The 16,547-nt window shown below is 74.2% G+C and carries 13 protein-coding genes; 10 read left to right on the top strand and 3 right to left on the bottom strand.

Annotation, left to right across the window (positions count from 1 at the left end; all coding sequences use genetic code 11):
- The first annotated feature begins 108 nt into the window (after positions 1-108).
- Genes ACFXGN_RS11720 through nudC form a run of 3 tightly spaced genes read left to right on the top strand, consistent with a single transcriptional unit; the run spans position 109 to position 6,324 of the window.
- Entirely contained in the window at positions 109-3,912 is a 3,804-nt protein-coding gene (locus ACFXGN_RS11720) for a UvrD-helicase domain-containing protein (RefSeq protein ID WP_384856698.1), read from the top strand.
- Positions 3,913-3,922: 10 nt separating this feature from the next.
- Positions 3,923-5,341 (top strand): dipeptidase, encoded by a 1,419-nt coding sequence (locus tag ACFXGN_RS11715; RefSeq protein WP_384856695.1) that lies wholly within the window; start codon positions 3,923-3,925, stop codon positions 5,339-5,341.
- A gap of 35 nt (positions 5,342-5,376) precedes the next feature.
- Positions 5,377-6,324 (top strand): NAD(+) diphosphatase, encoded by a 948-nt coding sequence (gene nudC / locus ACFXGN_RS11710; protein WP_384856692.1) that lies wholly within the window; start codon positions 5,377-5,379, stop codon positions 6,322-6,324.
- 279 nt (positions 6,325-6,603) lie between these two features.
- On the opposite strand, the gene ACFXGN_RS11705 is transcribed toward nudC, so the two are convergent.
- Positions 6,604-6,858: a glutaredoxin domain-containing protein gene (locus tag ACFXGN_RS11705; protein WP_384856689.1), complete on the bottom strand. Its 255-nt coding sequence runs from the start codon at positions 6,856-6,858 to the stop codon at positions 6,604-6,606.
- A 147-nt stretch (positions 6,859-7,005) separates the two neighbouring features.
- On the opposite strand from ACFXGN_RS11705, the gene ACFXGN_RS11700 reads away from it, so the two are divergent.
- The 5 genes from ACFXGN_RS11700 to ACFXGN_RS11680 all read left to right on the top strand — a co-directional run bounded on the left by ACFXGN_RS11700 (position 7,006) and on the right by ACFXGN_RS11680 (position 10,898).
- The gene (locus ACFXGN_RS11700; RefSeq protein WP_384856686.1) at positions 7,006-9,180 is read left to right on the top strand and encodes an ATP-dependent DNA helicase UvrD2; all 2,175 of its coding nucleotides are present in this window, start codon (positions 7,006-7,008) and stop codon (positions 9,178-9,180) included.
- A 173-nt stretch (positions 9,181-9,353) separates the two neighbouring features.
- Positions 9,354-9,698, top strand: coding sequence for a hypothetical protein (locus ACFXGN_RS11695; protein ID WP_384856683.1), 345 nt, complete (start codon positions 9,354-9,356; stop codon positions 9,696-9,698).
- A 172-nt stretch (positions 9,699-9,870) separates the two neighbouring features.
- On the top strand, positions 9,871-10,239 hold the full coding sequence (locus ACFXGN_RS11690) for a WhiB family transcriptional regulator (RefSeq protein WP_384856680.1): 369 nt from the start codon (positions 9,871-9,873) through the stop codon (positions 10,237-10,239).
- Positions 10,236-10,559 (top strand): hypothetical protein, encoded by a 324-nt coding sequence (locus tag ACFXGN_RS11685; RefSeq protein WP_384856678.1) that lies wholly within the window; start codon positions 10,236-10,238, stop codon positions 10,557-10,559. The genes ACFXGN_RS11690 and ACFXGN_RS11685 overlap by 4 nt, the downstream gene beginning before the upstream one ends.
- Before the next feature lie 156 nt (positions 10,560-10,715).
- A complete protein-coding gene (locus tag ACFXGN_RS11680) occupies positions 10,716-10,898 on the top strand; it encodes a hypothetical protein (RefSeq protein WP_384856676.1) in 183 nt (60 codons plus the stop codon).
- Positions 10,899-11,080: 182 nt separating this feature from the next.
- Here ACFXGN_RS11680 and ACFXGN_RS11675 read toward each other — a convergent pair whose 3' ends face one another.
- Both ACFXGN_RS11675 and ACFXGN_RS11670 read right to left on the bottom strand, forming a co-directional pair.
- The gene (locus ACFXGN_RS11675; RefSeq protein WP_384856673.1) at positions 11,081-12,445 is read right to left on the bottom strand and encodes an ABC1 kinase family protein; all 1,365 of its coding nucleotides are present in this window, start codon (positions 12,443-12,445) and stop codon (positions 11,081-11,083) included.
- A gap of 41 nt (positions 12,446-12,486) precedes the next feature.
- Positions 12,487-13,914 carry a ThiF family adenylyltransferase gene (locus ACFXGN_RS11670; RefSeq protein ID WP_384856670.1) on the bottom strand — a complete coding sequence of 476 codons (1,428 nt, stop codon included), beginning with the start codon at positions 13,912-13,914 and terminating at the stop codon, positions 12,487-12,489.
- Positions 13,915-14,180: 266 nt separating this feature from the next.
- Here ACFXGN_RS11670 and ACFXGN_RS11665 point away from each other — a divergent pair, with 266 nt between their 5' ends.
- On the top strand, positions 14,181-14,756 hold the full coding sequence (locus tag ACFXGN_RS11665) for a M48 family metallopeptidase (RefSeq protein ID WP_384856667.1): 576 nt from the start codon (positions 14,181-14,183) through the stop codon (positions 14,754-14,756).
- Positions 14,757-14,885: 129 nt separating this feature from the next.
- Positions 14,886-16,544 (top strand): TerD family protein, encoded by a 1,659-nt coding sequence (locus tag ACFXGN_RS11660; RefSeq protein WP_384856665.1) that lies wholly within the window; start codon positions 14,886-14,888, stop codon positions 16,542-16,544.
- Positions 16,545-16,547: the final 3 nt, after the last annotated feature.

The raw sequence follows: 16,547 nt of genomic DNA, 5'->3' as shown, positions 1-16,547 counted from the left end.
CATCCCGCCCCGGAGCCCCCGCCCGACGCCCACCCCGAAGCCCCCGGTCCGACCGGCCGCGTCCCCGCCCGCCCCGCGTTGTCCGAGGTCCGCGTTAGCCTCTTTGGGGTGACCTCACGCATCACCGATCCCGAGCAGCTCAAGGAGCTCCTCGGCATCCCCTTCACGCCGGAGCAGACGGCCTGCATCACCGCGCCGCTCGCCCCGCAGGTCGTCGTGGCCGGAGCGGGCTCGGGCAAGACGACGGTGATGGCCGCCCGGGTGGTCTGGCTGGTCGGGACCGGGCAGGTCGCCCCCGAGCAGGTCCTCGGCCTCACCTTCACCAACAAGGCGGCGGGCGAGCTGGCCGAGCGCGTCCGCACCGCCCTCGTCCGCGCGGGCGTCACGGGCCCCGACACCCTCCCGGCCCCCGGCCCGCCACCGGGACCGACCAGCCTCACCGGATCCATCAGTCCCACCGGCCCCACGGGCCCTGGCGCACCCGCCAGTCCCACCGGCCCCGGCGCACCCGCCAGCCCCGCCAGCCCCGCCAGCCCCACCGGCCCCACCGGCCCCGGCTGGCCCCCCGCACCCCCCCTCGACCCCGACGCCGTCCCCGGCGAGCCCCGCATCTCCACGTACCACGCGTTCGCCGGACAGCTCCTCACCGACCACGGCCTCCGCATCGGGCTCGAACCCACCTCCCGGCTCCTCGCCGACGCCACCCGCTACCAGCTCGCCGCGCGCGTGCTGCGCGAGGCGCCCGGCCCCTACCCGGCGCTCACCCGGTCGTTCCCCACCCTCGTCACCGACCTCCTCGCCCTCGACGCGGAGCTGGCCGAGCACCTCGTACCGCCGGAACGACTGAGGACGTACGACTCCGAGCTGCTCACCGCCCTCGCCGACGCCCGGCTCAGCAACGCCGAGCTGCGCAAGGTCCCCGACGCCGCCGCCGCCCGCCGGGAACTCCTCGGCCTCGTCGTCCGCTACCGCGCCGCCAAGCGCTCCCGCGACCTCCTCGACTTCGGCGACCAGATCGCCCGCTCCGCCGAGCTGGCCACCACCCGCCCCGAGGTCGGCGAGATCCTCCGCGCGGAGTTCCGGGTCGTGCTCCTCGACGAGTACCAGGACACCTCCGTCGCCCAGCGGCTGCTGCTCTCCGGACTCTTCGGCCAGGGACCCTCCGGCGGCCCCACCGGGCACGCGGTGACCGCGGTCGGCGACCCCTGCCAGGCCATCTACGGCTGGCGCGGCGCCTCCGTCGCCAACCTCGACGACTTCCCCGAGCACTTCCCGCACCGCGACGGCAGCCCCGCCGACCGCTACTCGCTCTCCGAGAACCGGCGCAGCGGCGGCCGGCTCCTCGACCTCGCCAACGGCCTCGCCGCCCCCCTGCGCGCGATGCACGCGGGCGTGGAGGCGCTGCGGCCCGCGCCCGGCGCCGAGCGGGACGGCACCGTACGGGTGGCCCTGCTGTCCACCCACGCCGAGGAGATCGACTGGCTCGCCGACTCCCTCGCCCACCTCGTCCGCACCGGCCGGGAGCCCGGCGAGATCGCCGTCCTGTGCCGGACCGCCACCGACTTCCCCGCGATCCACGCGGCCCTCGTCGCCCGTGACGTGCCCGTGGAGGTCGTCGGGCTCTCCGGACTACTCCACCTGCCCGAGATCGCCGACCTCGTCGCCGTCTGCGAGGTCCTCCAGGACCCGGGGGCCAACGCCTCCCTGGTCCGGCTCCTCACCGGCCCCCGCTGGCGCATCGGCCCCCGGGACCTCGCCCTCCTCGGCCGCCGCGCCCGTCTCCTCGTACACCGGGGCGGCGAAGGGCCGGACCCCGAGCAGCGGCTCGCCGCGGCCGTCGAGGGCGTCGACCCGGCCGAGGTCGTGTCCCTCGCCGACGCGCTCGACACCTTCCTGGACTCCGGCGGCGCGGCCGACGACGGGCTGGCGTTCTCCGCCGAGGCCCGGGTCCGCTTCGCGCACCTCGCCGCCGAGCTGCGCTCCCTGCGCGGCTCCCTCGCCGACCCCCTGATGGACGTGCTGCACCGGGTGCTCGGCACGACCGGCCTGGAGGTCGAGCTGTCCGCCTCGCCGCACGCGCTGGCCGCCCGCCGCCGCGAGACCCTCGGGCACTTCCTCGACGTCGCCGCCGGTTTCGCCTCGCTCGACGGGGAGGCGAGCCTCCTCGCCTTCCTCGGCTTCCTGCGGACCGCCGCCCAGTACGAGAAGGGCCTCGACAACGCGCTGCCCGGCGGAGAGAACACCGTGAAGGTCCTCACCGCCCACAAGTCCAAGGGTCTGGAGTGGGACGTCGTCGCCGTCCCCGGTCTGGTCACCGGCCAGTTCCCGAGCGCCCGCGCCCGCGAGTCGTGGACCTCCCAGCCGCAGGTCCTCCCGCACGCCCTGCGCGGCGACGCGCCCACCCTGCCCGGCATCGGAAGCTGGGACGCCAAGGCGCTGACCGCGTTCAAGAACGAGATGCGGGAGCACCAGCACACCGAGGAACTGCGCCTCGGCTACGTCACCTTCACCCGCCCCCGCTCCCTCCTGCTCGGCTCGGGCCACTGGTGGGGCCCTTCGCAGAAGAAGCCCCGGGGCCCCTCGGACTTCCTGACCGCCCTGTACGAGCACTGCCTGGCGGGCCACGGCGAGATCGAGGAATGGGCGGCCGAGCCGGAGCCGGACACGGAGAACCCGACGCTGGCGGACGCGGACCGTGACCGGGCCTGGCCGCTGCCGCTGGACGAGGAGTCGTTCCGGCGCCGCCGGGCCGCGGCGGACCTGGTCCGCGACCGGCTGCGCACCCGCGCCCGGGGAACCGGGACTCCCGGCCTCCCGGCCGCCGCCCCCGTCGCCCTCGGCGTTCCCGCCGCCCCCGGCGATCCCGTACGGGACGAGCCCGCCGCCCGGCCGGACGGCCCCCAGGGGCACGAGGACCCCGTCTGGGCGGACGAGCCGCTCTGGGACGAGGAGCCCGCCGGGGAGGAGGACGAGGAGACCCTCCCCGAGGACGCCCACGCGGACGCGGTACCCGCCCCCAGGGACCCGGCCCCGCAGACCGGACCGCCGACCGGACCGCCGACCGGACCGCCCACCGGGCCGCCGCCCCCGGAGCCGTACGCCGCACCCCGGCCCCCGGAGCCGTACGCCGGGGACGCCCCCGACGCGCCCCCCGGGCTCACCCCCGAGGACGCCCGGACCGTCGCCTCCTGGGACCGCGACCTCACCGCCCTCACCACCGAGCTGCGCCGCGCCCGCGCCACCACCCGGGACGTCGTGCTCCCCGCGTACCTCTCCGCCTCCCAGGTGCTGCGGCTCGCCGCCGACCCCGACGGCTTCGCCCAGGAGCTGGCCCGGCCCATGCCCACCGCGCCGCAGCCCGCCGCCCGCCGGGGCACCCGTTTCCACGCCTGGGTCGAGTCCCGGTTCGAGGAGCTGCCGCTGCCGTTCCTCGGCCCCGAGGACCTGCCCGGCGGGGAGGACTTCGCGGGCGAGCCCGAGATCCTCGACGAACGGGACCTCGACGAACTCAAGGAGGCCTTCGCCCGCACCCCGTACGCCCACCGCACCCCCCACCGCGTCGAGGTCCCCGTCCACCTCACGCTCGGCGGCCGGGTCGTCCGGGGCCGGATCGACGCCGTCTACCGGGACCCCGACTCCGGCGCGTACGAGATCGTCGACTGGAAGACCAGCAGACACCGCACCGCCGACCCCCTCCAGCTCGCGCTCTACCGGCTGGCCTGGGCCGAACAGCACGGCCTCGCGCCCGAGGACGTGGCCGCCGCCTTCGTGTACGTGCGCACCGGCGAGGTCGCCCGGCCCGCCCGGCTGCCCGGCCGCGCCGAACTGGAGGCGCTGCTGCTCGGCACGGCACCCCCGGACGGCGCCGACGAGACCCTCCTGAGGAGCGGGGCACCCCCCGGCGCCGGATAGGCTCGGGGGTATGAGCGAGACCCCGGACAGCGCCGTCCACGCCGTACGCACGTACATCGAGCAGCACCGTGCCGCCTTCCTCGACGACCTCGCCGAGTGGCTGCGCATCCCCTCGGTGTCCGCCCAGCCGGACCGGGCCGGGGACGTACGGCGCAGCGCCGAATGGCTCGCCGCCGCCCTCACGGAGACCGGCTTCACCACCACCGAGATCTGGGAGACCGACGGGGCGCCCGCCGTCTTCGCCGAATGGCCCTCCGACGACCCGGACGCGCCGACCGTCCTGGTCTACGGCCACCACGACGTGCAGCCCGCCGCCCGCGAGGACGGCTGGCGGACGGACCCCTTCGAGCCGACCGTGATCGACGGCCGGATGTACGCGCGCGGTGCGGCCGACGACAAGGGGCAGGTGTTCTTCCACACCCTCGGCGTCCGCGCCCACCTCGCCGCCACCGGCCGCACGGCCCCCGCCGTCCACCTCAAGCTGCTCGTCGAGGGCGAGGAGGAGTCCGGCTCCCCGCACTTCCGCGCCCTGGTCGAGGCCCACGCCGAGCGGCTCGCCGCCGACGCCGTGATCGTCTCCGACACCGGCATGTGGTCCGAGACCACCCCCACCGTCTGCACCGGAATGCGCGGTGTCGCCGACTGCGAGATCGAGCTGTACGGCCCCGACCAGGACATTCACTCCGGTTCCTTCGGCGGCGCCGTCCCCAACCCGGCCACCGTCGCGGGCCGGATCGTCGCCGCCCTCCACGACGCCGAGGAGCGCGTGGCGATCCCCGGCTTCTACGAGGGCGTGACGGAGCTCACCGAGGCCGAGCGCGCCCTCGTCGCCGAGCTGCCCTTCGACGAGGCGGCCTGGCTGCGCACGGCGAAGTCGCACGGCACCCTCGGCGAGGCGGGCTTCACCACCCTGGAGCGGGTCTGGGCCCGCCCCACCGCCGAGGTCAACGGCATCGGCGGCGGCTACCAGGGCCCCGGCGGCAAGACGATCGTCCCCGCCTCCGCCCAGCTCAAGCTGTCGTTCCGGCTGGTCTCGGGACAGGACCCGGACAAGATCGAACTGGCCGTACGGGACTGGCTCGCCGGACTCGTCCCCGAGGGCATCCGGTACGGGATCGTCTTCGGCGCCCCGACCCGCCCCTGTCTGACCCCGCTCGGCCACCCGGCGCTCAAGGCGGTCGCCGGGGCGATGAGCCGCGCCTTCGACGGCGCCAAGGTCCGCTACACCCGCGAGGGCGGATCGGGACCGGCCGCCGACCTCCAGGACGTCCTGGGGGCGCCCGTCCTCTTCCTCGGCATCTCCGTCCCGTCCGACGGCTGGCACGCCCCCGACGAGAAGATCGAGATCGGTCTCCTCATGAAGGGCGTCGAGACGACCGCGCACCTGTGGGGCGACCTGCCCGCCGCCCTCCGCACCGCCGCGCGCTGAACCCACACACCGATCCGGGGGAGTTGGAAGCACCTGTGAGCCCTTTGAAGAACGTGCCGCCGGACCGCCCGATCTCGCTCACCGCCCCGAGCGGCATCGACCGCTCCGCCCACCACCGCCTCGACGAGGCGTGGCTCGCGGCCGCCTGGAGCCACCCCACCACCCGTGTCTTCGTGGTCTCCGGGGGGCAGGTGCTCATCGACGACCTGCCCGACGGCACCACCGGACTCGTCATGACCCCGGCGTTCGAGGCGCCGGTCACCGAGACCCACCGCTACTTCCTGGGCACGGACCCCGACGGCGTCTCCTACTTCGCGCTCCAGAAGGACTCCCTGCCGGGCCGCATGGACCAGTCCGCCCGCCCCGCCGGGCTGCGCGAGGCGGGGCTGCTGCTCTCGGACCGCGAGGCGGGCCTGATGGTGCACGCCGTGGCCCTGGAGAACTGGCAGCGCCTGCACCGCTTCTGCTCGCGCTGCGGCGAGCGGACCGTGATCGCCGCCGCCGGGCACATCCGCCGCTGCCAGGCCTGCGGGGCCGAGCACTACCCGCGTACCGACCCCGCGGTGATAATGCTGGTCACCGACGACCAGGACCGGGCGCTCCTGGGCCGTCAGGTCCACTGGCCGGAGGGCCGTTTCTCGACCCTGGCCGGTTTCGTCGAGCCGGGCGAGTCCATCGAGCAGTCGGTGGCCCGCGAGGTCTTCGAGGAGGCGGGCGTCACGGTCGGCGAGGTCGAGTACATCGCCAGCCAGCCCTGGCCGTTCCCCTCCAGCCTGATGCTCGGCTTCTTCGCCCGCGCCTCCTCCGCGGAGATCACCGTGGACGGCGAGGAGATCCACGAGGCCCGCTGGTTCTCCCGCGAGGACCTGACGGCGGGCTTCGAGTCCGGCGAGGTGCTGCCCCCGTACGGCATCTCGATCGCCTCCCGCCTGATCGAACGCTGGTACGGCAAACCACTCCCGAAGCCGGGCGACCTGGCCTGAACCACCATCCGGGGGCGGGCGGACGTTACGGGGAGGCCCCGTCCGTACGGGGGCCCCGGGGGCGTATGTGGAGCCCCCGGGCGTGCGAGGAGCCCGGCCCCCGGAGCGTGCGGGGCGGCCCCGGATCTCCGCGCGTGCTCCGGTTCCGGCTCCGGACGCGGAAGAACCCCCGGCCGGTGGCTCGCGCCCCGGCCGGGGGTCCTTCGTGCGTCCCGCGCCGGTCAACCCGAGGGGACGGCGGCGACCCCGCCGGGACCACGCGTCCCGAGGAGGGAGGCGTCAGACGGCGAGGGCCTGCTTCACCTGGGCCAGGCTCGGGTTCGTCATGACCGACTCAGCACCAGAGGAGGCGACCACCAGCAGCGTGGGGACGGTCTGGTTGCCGCCGTTGGCCTTCTCGACGAACGCCGCCGAATCGGGGTCCTGCTCGATGTTGATCTCGGTGTACGCGATGCCCTCGCGCTCCATCTGGCTCTTCAGCCGACGGCAGTAGCCGCACCACGTGGTGCTGTACATCGTCACGGTGCCCTGCATGGCGAGGCGCTCCTCTTGGTTCGCTGACGGGTGCCAGAAGAAGAACGTACGCCGTGTCCGTCCCATTCCCGGCATTCGTATGACCGGCGGTGCCGCCCTGTGGACAAGTCTCCGCGGCCCGCTCGCCGGACCTGGCAGCATTGGAGGGTGACAGCAGCAACGCACTCCACTCTGTTCCCGCAGGTCCCGGAGACGGCCGACGCGGTGCTCGACGGGCTCGACCCGGAGCAGCGCGAGGTCGCCCTGGCCCTGACCGGCCCGGTGTGCGTGCTGGCGGGAGCCGGCACGGGCAAGACGCGGGCGCTCACCCACCGCATCGCCTACGGGGTGCGCTCGGGCAGACTCCAGCCCGCCAGCGTGCTGGCCGTCACGTTCACCAACCGTGCCGCGGGCGAGATGCGCGGACGGCTCCGGCAGCTCGGCGCGGGCGGCGTCCAGGCCCGCACCTTCCACTCCGCGGCCCTCCGCCAGCTCCAGTTCTTCTGGCCGAAAGCGGTCGGTGGCGAACTGCCCCGGCTCCTTGAGCGGAAGATCCAGCTGGTCGCCGACGCGGCGGCCCGCTGCCGCGTCCGCCTGGACCGCAACGAGCTGCGGGACGTCACCGCGGAGATCGAGTGGGCCAAGGTCACCCAGACCGTCCCCGCCGACTATCCCGCCGTCGTCGCCAAGGCCCTCAGGGACGCCCCCCGCGATCCGGCCGAGATCGGCCAGATCTACGCGCTGTACGAGCAGCTGAAGCGCGACCGCTCGGTGATCGACTTCGAGGACGTGCTGCTGCTCACCGTCGGCATCCTCCAGGACCGGCACGACATCGCGGACCAGATCCGGAGCCAGTACCAGCACTTCGTGGTGGACGAGTACCAGGACGTCTCCCCGCTCCAGCAGCGGCTGCTCGACCTGTGGCTCGGAGAGCGGGACAACCTCTGCGTGGTCGGCGACGCCAGCCAGACGATCTACTCCTTCACCGGCGCCACCCCCGACCACCTGCTGAACTTCCGCACCCGCCACCCCGGCGCCACCGTCGTCAAGCTCGTCCGCGACTACCGCTCCACCCCGCAGGTCGTCCACCTCGCCAACGGACTCCTGAGCCAGGCCCGGGGCCGGGCCGCCGAGCACCGGCTCGAACTGATCTCACAGCGCGACCAGGGCCCCGAGCCGGTCTACACGGAGTACGCCGACGAGCCGACCGAGGCCGAGGGCACCGCCCGGCGCGTCCGGGACCTCATCGCCGCCGGGGTCCCGGCGGGCGAGATCGCCGTCCTCTACCGGATCAACGCCCAGTCCGAGGTGTACGAGCAGGCCCTCGCCGACGCCGGGGTGCCCTACCAGCTGCGCGGCGCCGAGCGCTTCTTCGAGCGCCAGGAGGTACGGGAGGCGGGCGTCGCCCTGCGCGGCGCGGCCCGCGCGGGCGGGAACGACTCCCTCCTCGACGACGCCGAGGACCTGCCCGCGCAGGTCAGGGCCGTACTGTCCACCAAGGGCTGGCACAGTCGGCCGCCCGCGGGCTCCGGCGCCGTCCGCGACCGCTGGGAGTCCCTCGCCGCCCTCGTCCGGCTCGCCGAGGACTTCGCCCGCGCCCGGCCGGGCGCCACCCTCTCGGACCTGGTCGCCGAGCTCGACGAGCGGGCCGCCGCCCAGCACGCCCCGACCGTCCAGGGGGTGACGCTCGCCTCGCTGCACGCGGCCAAGGGCCTCGAATGGGACGCGGTCTTCCTGGTCGGCCTCACCGAGGGAATGCTCCCCATCACCTACGCGAAGACCGACGAGCAGATCGAGGAGGAGCGGCGCCTGCTGTACGTCGGCGTCACCCGCGCCCGGACCCATCTGACGCTCTCCTGGGCGCTCTCCCGCTCCCCGGGCGGCCGGGCCTCCCGGCGGCCCAGCCGCTTCCTCAAGGGGCTGCGGCCCGGCTCCGGCTCCCTCGGCACCGTCACGTCCGGCGGCTCCGGCTCCTTCGAGCGGGGCACCGCCGTCCGGCGCGTGCCGCGCGGCCCGGTCCTGTGCCGGGTCTGCGGGGTGACCCTCACCGAGGCGGGCGCCATGAAGCTGCTGCGGTGCGAGGACTGCCCCTCGGACATGGACGAGGGCCTCTACGAGCGGCTCCGGGACTGGCGCTCCGAGCAGGCCAGGGAACTCGGCCAGCCCGCCTATTGCGTGTTCACCGACAAGACGCTGATGGCCATCGCCGAGCGGGTCCCCGCCACCGACGGTGAGCTCTCGGTGATCTCCGGTGTCGGCACCCGCAAGCTGCACCGCTTCGGCGTTGATGTCCTGGCCATCTGCGCAGGTGAGGAGGGTGGGGCGGGTACCGACGAGGGCTGAGGAAAACTCGTCGGAAAAATAGTTTGCGCCTGCCCCGTCAGGCCCCATAGGTTCTTAACCACGGAAACAGCGGCTTCTTCGAAGCCCTGTCTTCGTGGTGTACTTGTCCAAATAAACATGAGGGCCCGGCTCGCACCCGAGTCCTCCGAGACGCCGAGAGGAGGCGAATTGCAGTGATCAGCTTCATCGACCAGACCAGCACCGCCGGCTTTGTCAGCACGGCCAAAATGACCGATCGCTCGGTCGCCTCCGCCTGCACGCTCGGCTTCTCCGTCTCGGCTCTCATCGGCACCGGTCTGCCCGTCGCCGCCCTCCCTGTCACCGGTCTGTCCGGTCTGGGTGTGGCTGCCTCTCGGGCCCTGCGGGATGAGCGACCGACCAAGGCACTGGAAGCAGAAGCAGCGGGCGAGGCCACGGCCTATGACTTTGCGGCGACCAGTGCCGGAAACCAGCAGTTGACGCACCACCACACCATGTGGGCCTTCCGTGGGCTCGAACCCTGGAGCGATCCAGTCTGATCCATGATCAGACCGGCGCCTTCAGGGCCGCGGAACCCCACCCGGGATCCGCGGCCCTTCTGTTTGTCCCCGAACGGGGACGACGCCACGAAGACGCCTCGGGACAGCACCGCCCGGTACCAGCCGAAACCCCGGCCAACAGGCCGGAATGACCAGACGAGGAAAGAACACCGTGCAACTCGAAGCGCACGCCCCGTCCGTACCGCCTTCCGAAACGATCCCCCAGACCGGCCTCACGGAGGACCACGCTTTGACCCCCCTCACCGCGCTCACCGCGCTCGACGACGCCATCGAGAACCTCGGCGTCCCCGTCCCGTGTCGCGCCTACGACCCCGAGGTGTTCTTCGCGGAGTCCCCGGCCGACGTCGAGTACGCCAAGTCCCTCTGCCGGACCTGCCCGCTCGTCGCCGCCTGCCTGGCCGGTGCCAAGGAGCGCCGCGAGCCCTGGGGCGTCTGGGGTGGCGAACTGTTCGTCCAGGGCGTGGTCGTCGCCCGCAAGCGGCCCCGTGGCCGTCCGCGCAAGAACCCGGTCGCGGCATGAACGCCACCGGAACCATCGACCGTCCCCTCACGCACGATCCTCAGAAGCAGGCCCCGATGACCTCTTCCACCAGCGAGCCCGCCGGCTCCGCGACCCCAGCCTTCTCTCCCTCCGCCGCGCCCGTCGCGCGTCAGAACAGGACCCGTGAAATGCAACTCATCCCAGAAGCCCTGGCTCGTGCTCATATGCATGAGCGACACCGCGAGGCCGACGCGCAACGTCAGGCCGTGCGGCTGATCGCCGCCCGGCGTATGCAGCGTCGTGCGGAGCGCGTCTCGCTCCGTGCCCGCCGCGCGCTGGCCATGGCCGTCATGCACTGAGGCCGCCTCCCGGAGCGCCCCGCCCCACGGCGGCCTCCGGACGCGCCCAGCGATCCCGCGCCCCTCGGGGGCGCCCCACGGGGGCCGGTCCGAACGGACCGGCCCCCGCGGTGCGTTGCCGGACCGGTCGCCCTCCACCGGGTTATCGTCACCAGGGTGAACGACGTCCCCACCCCCGAGGACCCCCTCGTCTGCTCGCGCTGCGGCAGGAGCACCGACACCCTGCCGCTGACCTGGACCTGTTCGGTGGAGAACGGCCGACGCGCCTACTGCTGCGAGGACTGCGCCCGCGCCAACATCCGGGCCATCGAGGGCCGCCTCGACTCCACCTGGTGGTGAGCCCCGGACCGGTCCCGGGACACCGGGACCACACAGCCGCGCGCGTCAGCGCGTCCCGGTCCCCCGCGCCGGGGCCGCCGTAGAAGCAGCAGCAGAAGAACGGTCCCGGAAGAGAGCCGCCCCGCCCCACCGGAGCACCGGCCGGGCGATGACCCGGGCGGGACGGTCGTGGGCGGGTGCTCTCAGGACGGCGGCTTCTCTCCGGTGGCGGGGGTGACGAAGCCCGGGAGCCACTCCTCCAGCTCGTCCCGCAGGCGGACCGTCGCGCCGAGCTGGCACAACACCCCGATGGTGCTCAGCGTCACCCGGTGTATCAGCAGGTACGACGGCGGCAGGTTCAACCGCTTGCCCAACTGGTGGGCGGGGGAGCGGGGGTCGGCGATCCGGGCCGCCTGGGCCCGCATCCAGCCCCGGGTGAAGCGGAAGGACTCCGCCTCCGCCGGTTCGATGATCGGCAACAGGTACTCCAGAACCGCGTCCGGATCGAGCGCCACGGACTCCTTGACGAAGCCCTCCGCCCGCAGCGACGCGTAGACGCCCTCCGCCTCGCCCGCGAGCGTCAGCCGCAGACAGCGCCCGATCGTCTCCGGCAGCCCGCCCGGCAGCCGGTCCACCGTGCCGAAGTCCAGCACGCCGAGCCGCCAGCCCGCGGGGCCCGCGTCCTCGTCGTCACCCGGCAGCAGCCGGAAGTTCCCCGGGTGCGGATCGGCGTGCAGCAGCCCCGTGCGCGCCGGGCCCGAGAAGAGGAAACGGGCCAGGAGCTGCCCCGCCCGGTCCCGCTGCTCCGGCGTGCCGTCCGCGATCACCTCCGCGAGCGGGACGCCCTCCATCCACTCGGTCACCAGGACCTGCTCCACCCGGTGCACCACCGCGGGCACCCGCACATCGGGATCGTCCGCGAACTCCTCCGCGTGCCTCTGCTGCGCCGCCGCCTCCAGCCCGTAGTCCAGCTCCTCGGACACCCGGTCCCGCATCTCGGAGATCAGCGGCTTGATGTCCATGCCGGGGATCAGCGGGCCCAGCAGCCGGGCGAACCGGCTCAGCTGCGTCAGGTCCGAGAGCAGGGCCTCTCCGGCGCCCGGGTACTGCACCTTGACCGCGACCTCGCGCCCGTCGTGCCAGACCGCCCGGTGCACCTGCCCGATGGAGGCGGCGGCCGCGGGCTTGTCCTCGAACTCCAGGAACAGCTCCCGCCAGCCCTCGCCGAGCCGCTCCTCCAGGACCGTGTGCACCGTCCGCGTCGGCATCGGCGGCGCCGCGTCCTGAAGCTTCGTCAGCGCCGCCCGATAGGGTCCGGCGACCTCCTCGGGGAGGGCCGACTCGAAGACGGAGAGCGCCTGCCCGAACTTCATGGCCCCTCCCTTCAGCTCGCCCAGGACCTTGAACAACTGCTCGGCCGTGCGCTGCTGGAGCTCGCGGGCGACCAGCTCGGCCGATCTCCCGCCGATCCGCTTGCCCAGACCCCAGGTGGCCCGGCCCGCGAAGCCGAGCGGCAACGCGGCCAACTTGGCGGTCCGGGTGACCGCCTTCCGGGGAAGATCAGACATACGCCCCTCCAAAACCCAGACTGCCGTGCCGCGCAGGGCCGTTACCCCGCCATTGTGTCCTGCGTCCCTCCGGCCGACGAGGTGCGCTCCCCTTCCGTCACCCGCGCCGCCCCGCAGGGGCAGGCCGGATGCGGCCTCAGCCGCTCCGCCCGCCACTCCAGCAACGGCAGTGTCGTCTCCCAGCGGGTGCCCGTGCTCGCCGGGAGGTCCCCGTCCAGGAACGCGAGCGCGTGCGCGGCGGCCAGTCCCGCCACCGCCGTCGCCAGCCCCAGATCGCAGGCGGGCAGCGGCTGCGGGGCGCCCGAGCGCCACTGGACGAGCAGCCGGGGCCAGTCCGGTTCCCCGTCCGTCCGGCCCTCCTGGAGACAACGCGCGCAGGCGGTGCCGCCCGGCAGTACGAGCGGCCCGACCGCGCCCGTCGCCTCCAGGACCCCCGCGTAGAGATGAGGGGTGCCGGTGGCGATCAAGGGACCGGCGGCGACCGGATCGGGGACGTACGCCCCGAGTCCGTCCCTCGGTGTCACCACGACGAGTGAGAGCCCGGCCCCGTCGACCCCCTCACCCGGTCCACGTCCCCGCCCCGCTCCACCACGGCCACGCCCTGAGCCACCGCCGCGCCCCTGGCCACCGCCACCTCCCCGGCGGTGGCCGCACTCCTGGCCACTGCCACTGCCACCGCCACTGCCCCTCCCAGGTCCCAGGCCATCGCCAGGCACCGGGCCACCGCCGGACCCCAGGCCATCGCCAGGCACCGGGTCACCGCCGGACCCCCGGCCCCCTCCGCGCGCCGTGCCACCGTCCGGACCCGGGACCACCGGTCCTGGCCCGTCGCTCCCGGTCCTGCCACCCGGGCCGCCCCGCAGCCCCGGCCTTCTGCGCCACCGGCCGACCGAGCGCCGGGCCGCCGTCGCCCGCCGCTCGCCCACCGACTCGTCCGGCAGCCCGCCGGGGGAGGTCTCCCAGGGCTCGACCCGGCCCGAGTCCAGCACCTCGACCGTGCCCACGCCCGCCGCCGACAGCAGGGCCGCCACCGTCGTCCCCACCCGCCCCGCGCCCCTGACCTGGACGCGCAGCGCCCGCCGGGCCGCGAGGACCCGCACGGCCCGGCCCGGCTCGGGATGGACCACGGACAACGAGGCCAGATCGGCGCGGAGCGGGTCGAGGGCGGTGTCCCCGGGCCCGGCCGCCGGTCCGGGCCTGCCGGGCCTGCCGTGCGCCGCGTCGGCGAGCAGCCCGGCCGACCGCAGCCGCCCGAGGAGCGCGTCGAGGTGCCCGTCCGGCAGGCCCCGTGCCCGCGCCTCGGCCCGCAGCAGCTCCACGCCCCGGGTGCCGTCGAGGAGCCCGAGCACCGCCGCCGTCTCCGGGGCGACCGGATCGAGCACCACCGCGTGTGCCGGGGTGACGCCGAACTGGACGCGGCGCAGCCCCCGCCAGGCCCGCCGCAGCGCCGGTTTCACCATCGGATGCATTTCCCGCCCCCGCCCTCGTTCCGTACCCGCTTATTTCATGATCGACATCGGTTCTTTCGCCGTCCGGACCGAGAATGCCCCGCCGCCGCGAACGGCGTGGAAAGTTGTCCACAGGCAAGGGGGATTAGTCATTCGAATGCGCCCGGTGTCGGTCTCCGGAACAGCCCGGGTCGGTTCCGGAGGCCGACCCCGACCCGACCCCGACTCGACCCGGAACCACCCCTGAGACGGGACTTCCCCCGTCGGTAGCGGGTAACGTCGAGACCGTGCCCGCCGACCCACAGCGCAGCGTGACCGACGAACCGCACCGAGGTGCGGGGCCGAGCGCGGTCGAGGTCCGCAGAAGCGCGCGCCGCAGGAGAACCGTCTCGGCCTACCGCGAGGGCGACCGGACCGTGGTGCTCATCCCGGCCCGGATGTCCGAGGCGGAAGAGCGCCGCTGGGTCGGTGTGATGCTGGACAAGCTCGCCGCCCGGGAGAACCGGGGCGTCCTCGGGGACCGTGAGCTGACCGAGCGGGCGGGGCACCTCTCGGAGCAGTACCTCGAAGGCCGGGCCCGCCCCGGCTCGGTGCGCTGGGTCACCAACCAGAACAGCCGCTGGGGCTCCTGCACCCCCGCCGAGGGCAGCATCCGGCTCTCCCATCGACTCCGGGGAATGCCCGAGTACGTCGTCGACTACGTCCTCCTGCACGAGCTGGCCCATCTGCTCGTCCCCGGGCACGGACCGGAGTTCTGGCGGCTCCTGGACGCCTATCCGCGCACCGAGCGGGCCCGCGGCTACCTGGAGGGCGTGGCCGCCTCCGACCGCCTCCCGCACCCGCCGACCGCGCACGAGGAATGAGCTTCGGGGCTGTTCCCGGGCTGTTTCCCGATTCCGTACCGAAATCCAACCGCCCTGTCTCGATGTCGTACCCAGCGGTTAGCCTGGCGCGAGCACACAGCCATTCGGGATGGGGGACGGTCGTAACGCATGGCCAGGGAATTCCAACGCGGCCACAAGGCCAAGATCAGTGATCTGACCGCGGGGACGGATCTGTACGTCGGCGTCCAGATCTCGGCACCCGGACTGACCTTCGACATCAGCTGCTTCGGGCTCGACGCCGAGGAGCGGCTCTCCGACGACCGGTACTTCGTCTTCTTCAACCAGCCGAAGACGCCCGAGGAGTCCGTCCAGCTGCTGGGCGCCCAGGCAGGTGACACCGAGTCCTTCCGCGTCACGCTCGACCGCGTCCCCGCGCACGTCCACAAGCTGTCCTTCACCGCGACCGTCGACGGCGCGGGCCAGATGTCCCAGATCGGCCCCGGCCACCTGCGGATCGTGGCGGGCGGCGAGGAGGTCGCGCGGTACGCGTTCACCGGCTCGGAGTTCTCCACCGAGCGCGCGGTGATGCTGGGCGACTTCTACCTCAAGGACGTGTGGCGCTTCGCCGCCGTGGGCCAGGGCTTCGACGGCGGTCTGGACGCGCTCCTGCGCAACTTCGGCGGCGAGGTCGCCGAGGAGGAGCCCGCCGCCGAACCGCGGCAGTCCCCGCCCCCCGGCTTCGCCCCGCCGCCGGGCGCCGCCGCGCCCCCCGCCTTCGCACCGCCACCCGGGCCCGCTCCCGCGCCCCCGGCGCCCGCCCCCGGGTTCGGCGCTCCCGCCGCGCCGCCCGCTCCCGCGCCCCCGGCTCCCGCGCCGCCGGTCCACACGGCGCCCACGATGGTGGCCCCGCTGGTGCCCGCCCCCGTCCCGCCGCCCGGCCCGGCCCCCGCCCCCTACGGGCAGCCGCCGGGACCTCCCCCGTACGGCCAGCTCCCCGGGCAGCCCCCGGGCGGGCACTCCGGCCAGTTCCCGGGACAGCAGCCGCCCGGCCCCTACGGTCCGCCGCAGGGCCAGCCCCCCTACGGGCAAGCCGCCCCCGCCCCGTACGGGCAGAGCCCGGCGCACGGGCAGCAGCCCGGCGTCCCGCAGGGCGTCCCGGCCGGTGGCGCGGGCCTCGCCGCCGCGCTCGCGCCGTACAAGGAGACCGCCACCGGCGCCCGCTGGACCCCGCAGAACCAGCAGCTCATGCGGGTCGACCTCGGCTCGGGCGGCTCTCCCGTCCTCGCCCGCCAGGGCTCCATGGTCATGTACCAGGGCAAGGTCGACTTCGGCTACAAGGGCGCGGGCTTCGCGGGCCGGATCGTCGGCAACGCCACGGGCCAGGAGATGCAGCTCATGCGCTGCACCGGCCGGGGCCAGGTCTTCCTCGCGGAGGAGGGCTCCCACCTGCACCCCATCGAGCTCCAGGGCGACGCCATCTGCGTCTCCGCAGAGAACGTCCTCGCGTTCGACGAGTCCCTCCAGTACGAGGTGCGGCGCGTCGAAGGCCACGGCATCCCCGGCGGCGCCCTCTTCACCATGCAGTTCCAGGGCACCGGCACCGTCGTCGTGAAGACCCACGGCACCCCCGTCGTGCTGCCCGTCACCCCGACCACCTTCGTCGACAGCAACGCCGTCGTCGCCTGGTCGGCCGCCTCCCAGGTCATCCTCTCCAGCCAGGTGCGGCTGCGCCGCAACGCCTACCCCGGCCACAGCGGCGAGACCGTGAACCTCCAGTTCCGGGGAGCCCCCGGCAACTTCGTCGTCGTCCAGCCCTACGAGGTCTGAGGG

Source organism: Streptomyces sp. NPDC059247 (genome assembly GCF_042754005.1).
Lineage (GTDB): Bacteria > Actinomycetota > Actinomycetes > Streptomycetales > Streptomycetaceae > Streptomyces.
Note: the sequence above shows the minus strand (reverse complement) of the source record. Positions and strands in the feature narration are given on the sequence as shown.

What these genes read in the sequence shown, in the direction of transcription:
- ACFXGN_RS11715 (WP_384856695.1), top strand. Translation starts at nt 3,923, where the DNA reads ATGAGCGAGACCCCGGACAGCGCCGTCCACGCCGTACGCACGTACATC.
- ACFXGN_RS11705 (WP_384856689.1), bottom strand. Translation starts at nt 6,858, where the DNA reads ATGCAGGGCACCGTGACGATGTACAGCACCACGTGGTGCGGCTACTGC.
- ACFXGN_RS11685 (WP_384856678.1), top strand. Translation starts at nt 10,236, where the DNA reads ATGAACGCCACCGGAACCATCGACCGTCCCCTCACGCACGATCCTCAG.
- ACFXGN_RS11675 (WP_384856673.1), bottom strand. Translation starts at nt 12,445, where the DNA reads ATGTCTGATCTTCCCCGGAAGGCGGTCACCCGGACCGCCAAGTTGGCC.
- ACFXGN_RS11670 (WP_384856670.1), bottom strand. Translation starts at nt 13,914, where the DNA reads ATGCATCCGATGGTGAAACCGGCGCTGCGGCGGGCCTGGCGGGGGCTG.
- ACFXGN_RS11660 (WP_384856665.1), top strand. Translation starts at nt 14,886, where the DNA reads ATGGCCAGGGAATTCCAACGCGGCCACAAGGCCAAGATCAGTGATCTG.